Origin of the sequence: Methylicorpusculum sp., assembly GCF_030651835.1 — a bacterium.
Lineage (GTDB): Bacteria > Pseudomonadota > Gammaproteobacteria > Methylococcales > Methylomonadaceae > Methylicorpusculum.
In genome coordinates, this window is sequence record NZ_JAUSBX010000156.1 from 68929 (window position 1) to 75037 (window position 6109).

Genomic DNA, 6109 nt, shown 5'->3' on the forward strand with positions numbered 1-6109 from the left:
CAGTTTGAGTGGAAGCATGCTCGCTAAGCCAAGTCAGTGAGGCATTGATTCCTTTATGAGTGAAAGACTGAGTGACATCCATTTTTGCTGTGGGATCGTCAAAGGGTATGTGAGCCGTCTGTTATTGAAACATGCCTGGCATGTGATTTTGGGCCATTCTACCATTAACCGTTACTCCCGGCCTTCGGAATGGCCTTAAATCAGCAATTCTCAATTTGAAGAGAAAAAAGGACTGGGGAAAGCTTTTTGAGGATGTCGGCAGCAGGGATGCTGCTGTCAAGCCCGCATGGATGGGTTTACGGCGTTCCTCAAAAGGGTTTTCCCAGCCCAAAATGGCGCCGAAAAGATCAAACTGAGTATTACTGGCCTTAAATGAAAAAAAACAGGCTTTCAAGTAGATTCATTTCAGCGTTAACCCAACTGAATTTCCGGGTATTTTGATGAGGGCCAAACCACTTGGCTGACCCGAACCGTGGCTATAATCCATGGTATTTATCGGTATCTTGCATCATACTCTGCGTTAAACCGGCTTTAAGGCGACCCTAAACGAATGAAAGAGCAGTTGTTTACTTTTGAACAAATCCACATCGAAGTTGCCCGAAATGCCTCGGACGACTTTAACCTGTTTCACGACAAGCACAGATGGCTGCAGATTACTCATAATCCGTTTAAAGGACCGATTGTGCTGGGTTTTCAGTTAAATACGCTGATCGAATATCAGATGCGCTTGTACCGCGAGGCGCATTATGAAGACCAGATCATTGCCGACAAGCAACTGCGCTTCAGTAATTATCAGACAATTTTCGTCAACGCTTTGAGGCCGCGTCAGGAACTCTCACTGGAAATCAAAAAAACCCTGATCACCACCATTCCCCATTTGACGCTGACGAATCGTGTCATGATCAAATCGCAAAACAAAACCATTTTGCTGGGCTATAAAAAAGAAACACAAACGCCGCTGTTTCTCGGCGATACCGATTTAAGCAATTTGCCGGATCTGAATACGGTTGCCGATAAAACCCTGGTGCCGGGCACGGATTATTTTTTGATGCGTAAATGGCTGCAGAATGGCAATGTCAAAAATTTTCTGTCCGGATCGTTGGTTGAGCAATCCGACTATTTCGACGAACTGGCCCATTTTGCCCACTACCCTGAAATATTTCCCTGCAGTTTGACTTCGGGCGTTCTATTGGAAAAAGCCCAGCTTGAGAATCACGATTTCAAGGCAAACCCAATGGTCTATACCTCGCATGATATTTCGGTTGACCGTTTTTTGATCAAACAGCTCAAAAATAACGATAAAGTGTATATTCTGGTCAAGCAACTGCCGGAATCCAAAAATAATACGCTGAATAACACCAGCATCATGTTGCGCACTTACGAATGTTATGGCGTGCTGGATAATCAGGAAATTCTGTTCAGAATCAAACTGAATCTAGTGCCTTTGGAAGAAATTATTAAAAACCTGAGTTTAAAAGCCAGCAAGAATTGAAAACGTGGAGGCGCACCAATAAAGATTTTTTCACTTAATCGATAGACACGGGCCTAGGATTAATGCTCGGCATTCAGTTGTTTTACAAACTCGCGCATTGTTTCTGCAAAGACCTCGGCATGAACGGCTTCAAGCCGGTGATCCAGCAGTTTTTTGATGTGCTCAAATTTCAAAGGGTTGGTCTTGATGACGCCCATAGACCAGTTTTGAAACATCCTTTCCTTCGCGTATGACATCTGCACGATCTGGCTGTTGCTATGCCTTCGATCATCCAGGAGCTTAACATATAACCTGAGCACTGCTTGCTCAGGTCCTTCCAAGACCTGCATGAACATATCACCGCCATAGATAAGAACACCAGTGACGCCTATGACTGGGTTTTTTTTTCGAGACGACTGAAGGATGTTCCGGACCTGGTCATCCGACAGTCCAGGCATGGCGTTACTAAAATAGAGAAGTCGAATCATTCTGCATTAACTCTTTTTAAAAACAGATACTTATAATCCAGCGAAGGTCCTGCGTTTTTTGACCTATTAAATCATTCCCGCCTTGAACAAATTATGACGAGTTCCCGGAATTTGTACCAGAAATTAATCGGGTACAGAAAAAGTGCCCTTGAGTAAAACAGTCAAGCGGCCTGTTTGATAAAGTTGAAAATGCGGGTAATTATTCAGTGCTTGGTTAGGCTCTCCCAGCCAATCCAACCTGTGCGGCAATGCCGTTAAGTTAAGCGTATTTTGTAGGAGCGGGCCATGCCCGCAATTGAACCATATTCGGTCGCGAGCATGGCCCGCTCCTAAAATACCGACTATCAATTCATGCGATGGCTTTATGACCTAATGCCAGCAATTCTCAATTTAAAGGAAAAAAGGGCTGGGGGAAGCTTTTTGAGGATGTCGGCAGCAGGGATGCTGCTGCCAAGCCCCCATGGAAGGGTTTACGGCGGTCCTCAAAAGGCTTTCCCCAGCCCAAAATGATGCCGAAAAAACAAACTGAGAGTTGCTGACCTAATGCGCTGCATTCGAGCTTTTGATAGCGTCCTGATCCAGCTGATAAACCGACAGAAAACCGCCCCACGTTGTTTGATAAATTAAATTGACACCGTCCGGCAGTTTTTTTAATGAATCCACAAAGGGCAAGAGCCTGACCAATAAGCTGTTGTCTGCACCGGACTCTTTTTTAACGGTCCAAACCCGATAGAACCGGTTTTCTTTTTGAGCGAGATAATTTCCTTCGCCTTCATCTTGAGACCAGCGTTTAACCTGAGCAATATCCCCATGCAGGTTGTTACCCACCGGGAAGTTTTTAACGATTAAAGGAATTCTGATTCCACCATAGTCAGCAAATTCAGCCTGTCTTAACAGCAGATCATTGCTCACCACGATATAAACAGGTCGTTTTTTTCCAAAGTAATTGGCCATTTCAGCCAAGGCCTTTTGACTGTCCATCGTCAACCAGCCCGCCATTTTGGTTAATCGCTGTTGCTCGTCCTGATTGGCCTCAACCAGACGATCTTTAACAGCTTTCCAGACAGGGCTTTTAAAGGTTTCTTTGGCCGGTTTACGAATCCAGGCGTCCTTTCCACTCAGGAAATGAACACGTTGTCCGTCATCCCACCAACTGACAATCAAGGCATCATCTTCTGCATGACGGGCAATAACCTCAGCCGCTGCCTGCCAAATCTTCTGCCTTACCCCGGTTTGCGTCGTTACAAGCTCGGAGGCGCTCTTTTCTTCAGGAAACAGGACTGCGCTTTGTGCCGCGCCGCCCCGATCTTTATATTGAGCCACTAACAGATTGAAGGCATCCTTGCCGTCTTCCTGAAAAGTAAATCGATTAACCGCATCAGCCGGAAATTTCCCCTTGAGATCCACTGCGGTTTCTGATGTTTGAATAAACGACAGAGCGTCCTGATCGACGCTCTCCTTGGATGATGACAGTTCCTTATAAAGCAGGGCGCTGCCGGAGACCAGCAACGCCAAACTTAAGACTATAAGTGAAACGGTCCTTGTTTGCTTTTTCATTAGACGGAATCTTTGTCAGTTTCCGATGTTTTTTCTTCAACCGCCTCGTCTTCTTCGGTGCGAGTTGGCTTAAGAACGATATAGGCCACACCCAGTCCCAAGACGATCAGTAAAATGGCACTCATCAGGACATTATTGCTGCTGTTTGATCCATTGGAAGATGCAGCCGTAGCTGTCCCTTTCTCGGAAGCAGTGGTTTTAGCGGCCGCCGCTTCTCTTAAACGCGTGTCCTCATCCATTATCTCTGCATAATCGCTCAGTAATTCAGACCACCCTTCGGTGTAGGTAAAACCTCCGGGATTAGCATGGAAAATACCTTTGTAGTGCTTGATGACATCATGTTCCCACATGTTGGCATAAACTCTTTCCACATGGCTTGGGTTATTACCTTTGGCCCAGAATAACTGGAAGAAGCCGCCTGCTGCATCTTTTTCAGGTGCAGGAGGTGCCGGACGGTTGGTTTTTTGACCCGTCAGCAAACCGTCTTTATACAGTTTTTCTACCACTTTCTTGGCTTCTTGCTCAACTTCCAGACCTTGTATCGTGCCTTTGTCAGCCGCATCCAGATAGGCTTTTGCGAAGCTGGCCGAGTGACAGGTTGAACAACTTTCCACCCAAGCCTGTTTACGCTCTTCAAACCAAGGATGACTCAAATTGTCAGCAATAGCCGGCGTTGGATTGAAAGCCCAGCGCACTTTGCGAACCAGGTTATGAGAAAACTCACCTTTGTATTCAAAATGGCACAATTGGCAAGTCGGCGCCGTATAGCCGCCCTTGGTGATGGCATCTTTCAGAGGCACTTCAAAGTTCCAATTCGCTTTACCCAGGGTTTGATACTGGGTACCGTGCTTGGACGTCATGAAATTTTCAAATTCGTTGTGATCCGCGCCGTTATGACACGTGGCACAAGCTTCGGGTTGTCTGGCTTCAGCGGCAGAGAATGTATGCCGGGTATGACAGCCGTCGCATTTGTTTTGCTGGTAGTGACACATATCACAACCTTGGGCGACTTCACGCTGGGACATCGCGGCCCAAATGGTGTTCTCGACATTCGCATCCCAATCAACGGCATGGGAAGGATGACCTTTACCCCATTGTTTTTGCGGCCATTCCTGCTCTTTTTCGGATTCGGCTTCGGCAAATTCGCCGACATGGCAAGTTCCGCAAGCCGCGCGATCCGGCATTACCAGATTTTCAGAGTGATTGATCTTGTCTTTGCCAACGCCGCCATGACAGTCGATACAACCGACCTGACTCAACTGCTGACCGCTCTCCAGTACACCTTGCTTAACCAGATTGGCTTCCACATCCGCAAGTTTTTGTTTTTTATAAGCTTTGACATTACTGTCAGGCAGATTGCGGATTGCATTCAAGTCACTGTGACTGCTGCTTTTCCAGGCATGATAAGCGCCGGGGGTGGTTGATTGGTGACAACCGATACAGCTGTCGCGATCGAATTCGCCTTGTACCGTTTTGGGAGGCGTATAAAAATCTTTGGGATTCCAATATTTCTGAATAGGAATCGGCTCCCAATATTTCCCGTGAGAACCTTTACCCGGGTGAGAGTCATAATAATTTTTCTTGATTTGTTCAAAATCGGGGCCTTGCGCTAAGGCAATTCCGATTTGGCTGAATCCAATAGCTGTCAACAATAAGGTCAACAACAAGCTAGGCAGCTTATGTTTCATGGCAGTACCCCCTCAGTAAAGGTCGTTTTTTAGATTTTTGTTTCGTATCGAAACTTATTTTAGCGCAATCTTCCGCTCATTAAAACAAGCGTCAACAAATTTCCAATAATGCGGGCATCCGGATTGACGACTATCCAATAAAAAGTAAAGGCCGGTTTCTCTGCTCAACGTCTCGTTAACTCCGGTTTGTCTGTAATTGCTCGATCAATTTTCTTTGCACATCGATGATCTCTTTCATCGCTTCAATCGTTTTATCTTTCTCTTTAAGCAATTCTTTTAGAAGCGTTTCTTTTTCATTAAATTCAACCACCGGTTGAATTTTTTCTTTATATTCCAGTGATTTAAGATCTAACGATACTGGATGAGGATCGTTCTTTGCCACGGTATTAAATACCGGCGCATCCATCTCCCATTTCATTTTGGGCTCTTTTTTAGAAAAAGCGCCAGCACCGCCATCCAAATCGAGATCCAGCTCTTTCTCGCCGGGCAAATTGCCAAATGATATTTTTGGGTCAGTCATAAAACCTCTTCATTCAATTATGATTCAAGGCGCTGTGTTTAATCAGCGGCCGCATATCGGTAGTAGTCAACCGTTTATCCAATAAACAAAAACCACTAAAAATGAATGTGCCGCATCTTTATTCTGATGCGGTGAATCACTTTTCTAAATAGTTTATTAGAAACAACCTGTATGTCGCTGTTATTCTAATATTTTTTATCTAACTTCACCATTCATCTTTTGTAACTACTCGCCCGCTTGAAATAGAAGGTGTAGGTGATTGATTGAAAAGGCTTCTGCAACAGGGATGTTGCAGAGAGCTACAAGGATGTATTCATGCGTCCTTTGAAATCAAGCACCTACACCCAATAAAATGGGAAGGGGTGAGCAGATACCATCTTTTTTG

6 protein-coding genes are annotated in these 6109 nt (G+C 45.3%); 2 read left to right on the forward strand and 4 right to left on the reverse strand.

The window, feature by feature from the left end; all coding sequences use genetic code 11:
* The first annotated feature begins 55 nt into the window (after positions 1 to 55).
* Positions 56 to 199 carry a hypothetical protein gene (locus Q7V32_RS20325; protein ID WP_304898788.1) on the forward strand — a complete coding sequence of 48 codons (144 nt, stop codon included), beginning with the start codon at positions 56 to 58 and terminating at the stop codon, positions 197 to 199.
* Between the two features lie 351 nt (positions 200 to 550).
* Positions 551 to 1492: a hypothetical protein gene (locus Q7V32_RS20330; RefSeq protein ID WP_304898789.1), complete on the forward strand. Its 942-nt coding sequence runs from the start codon at positions 551 to 553 to the stop codon at positions 1490 to 1492.
* A 59-nt stretch (positions 1493 to 1551) separates the two neighbouring features.
* On the opposite strand, the gene Q7V32_RS20335 is transcribed toward Q7V32_RS20330, so the two are convergent.
* The 4 genes from Q7V32_RS20335 to Q7V32_RS20350 all read right to left on the reverse strand — a co-directional run bounded on the left by Q7V32_RS20335 (position 1552) and on the right by Q7V32_RS20350 (position 5724).
* Positions 1552 to 1959 (reverse strand): BLUF domain-containing protein, encoded by a 408-nt coding sequence (locus tag Q7V32_RS20335; RefSeq protein WP_304898790.1) that lies wholly within the window; start codon positions 1957 to 1959, stop codon positions 1552 to 1554.
* Between the two features lie 540 nt (positions 1960 to 2499).
* Positions 2500 to 3516: a hydroxylamine oxidation protein HaoB gene (gene haoB / locus Q7V32_RS20340; protein WP_304898791.1), complete on the reverse strand. Its 1017-nt coding sequence runs from the start codon at positions 3514 to 3516 to the stop codon at positions 2500 to 2502.
* Positions 3516 to 5204 carry a multiheme c-type cytochrome gene (locus Q7V32_RS20345; RefSeq protein WP_304898792.1) on the reverse strand — a complete coding sequence of 563 codons (1689 nt, stop codon included), beginning with the start codon at positions 5202 to 5204 and terminating at the stop codon, positions 3516 to 3518. The genes haoB and Q7V32_RS20345 overlap by 1 nt, the downstream gene beginning before the upstream one ends.
* Positions 5205 to 5379: 175 nt before the next feature.
* Entirely contained in the window at positions 5380 to 5724 is a 345-nt protein-coding gene (locus Q7V32_RS20350) for a hypothetical protein (protein ID WP_304898793.1), read from the reverse strand.
* Between the last annotated feature and the right edge of the window lie 385 nt (positions 5725 to 6109).

Excerpts from the sequence above, each read along its gene's own strand:
- Q7V32_RS20345 (WP_304898792.1), bottom strand. The coding sequence starts at position 5,204 with ATGAAACATAAGCTGCCTAGCTTGTTGTTGACCTTATTGTTGACAGCT.
- Q7V32_RS20330 (WP_304898789.1), top strand. The coding sequence starts at position 551 with ATGAAAGAGCAGTTGTTTACTTTTGAACAAATCCACATCGAAGTTGCC.
- Q7V32_RS20350 (WP_304898793.1), bottom strand. The coding sequence starts at position 5,724 with ATGACTGACCCAAAAATATCATTTGGCAATTTGCCCGGCGAGAAAGAG.
- Q7V32_RS20335 (WP_304898790.1), bottom strand. The coding sequence starts at position 1,959 with ATGATTCGACTTCTCTATTTTAGTAACGCCATGCCTGGACTGTCGGAT.
- Q7V32_RS20325 (WP_304898788.1), top strand. The coding sequence starts at position 56 with ATGAGTGAAAGACTGAGTGACATCCATTTTTGCTGTGGGATCGTCAAA.
- haoB (WP_304898791.1), bottom strand. The coding sequence starts at position 3,516 with ATGAAAAAGCAAACAAGGACCGTTTCACTTATAGTCTTAAGTTTGGCG.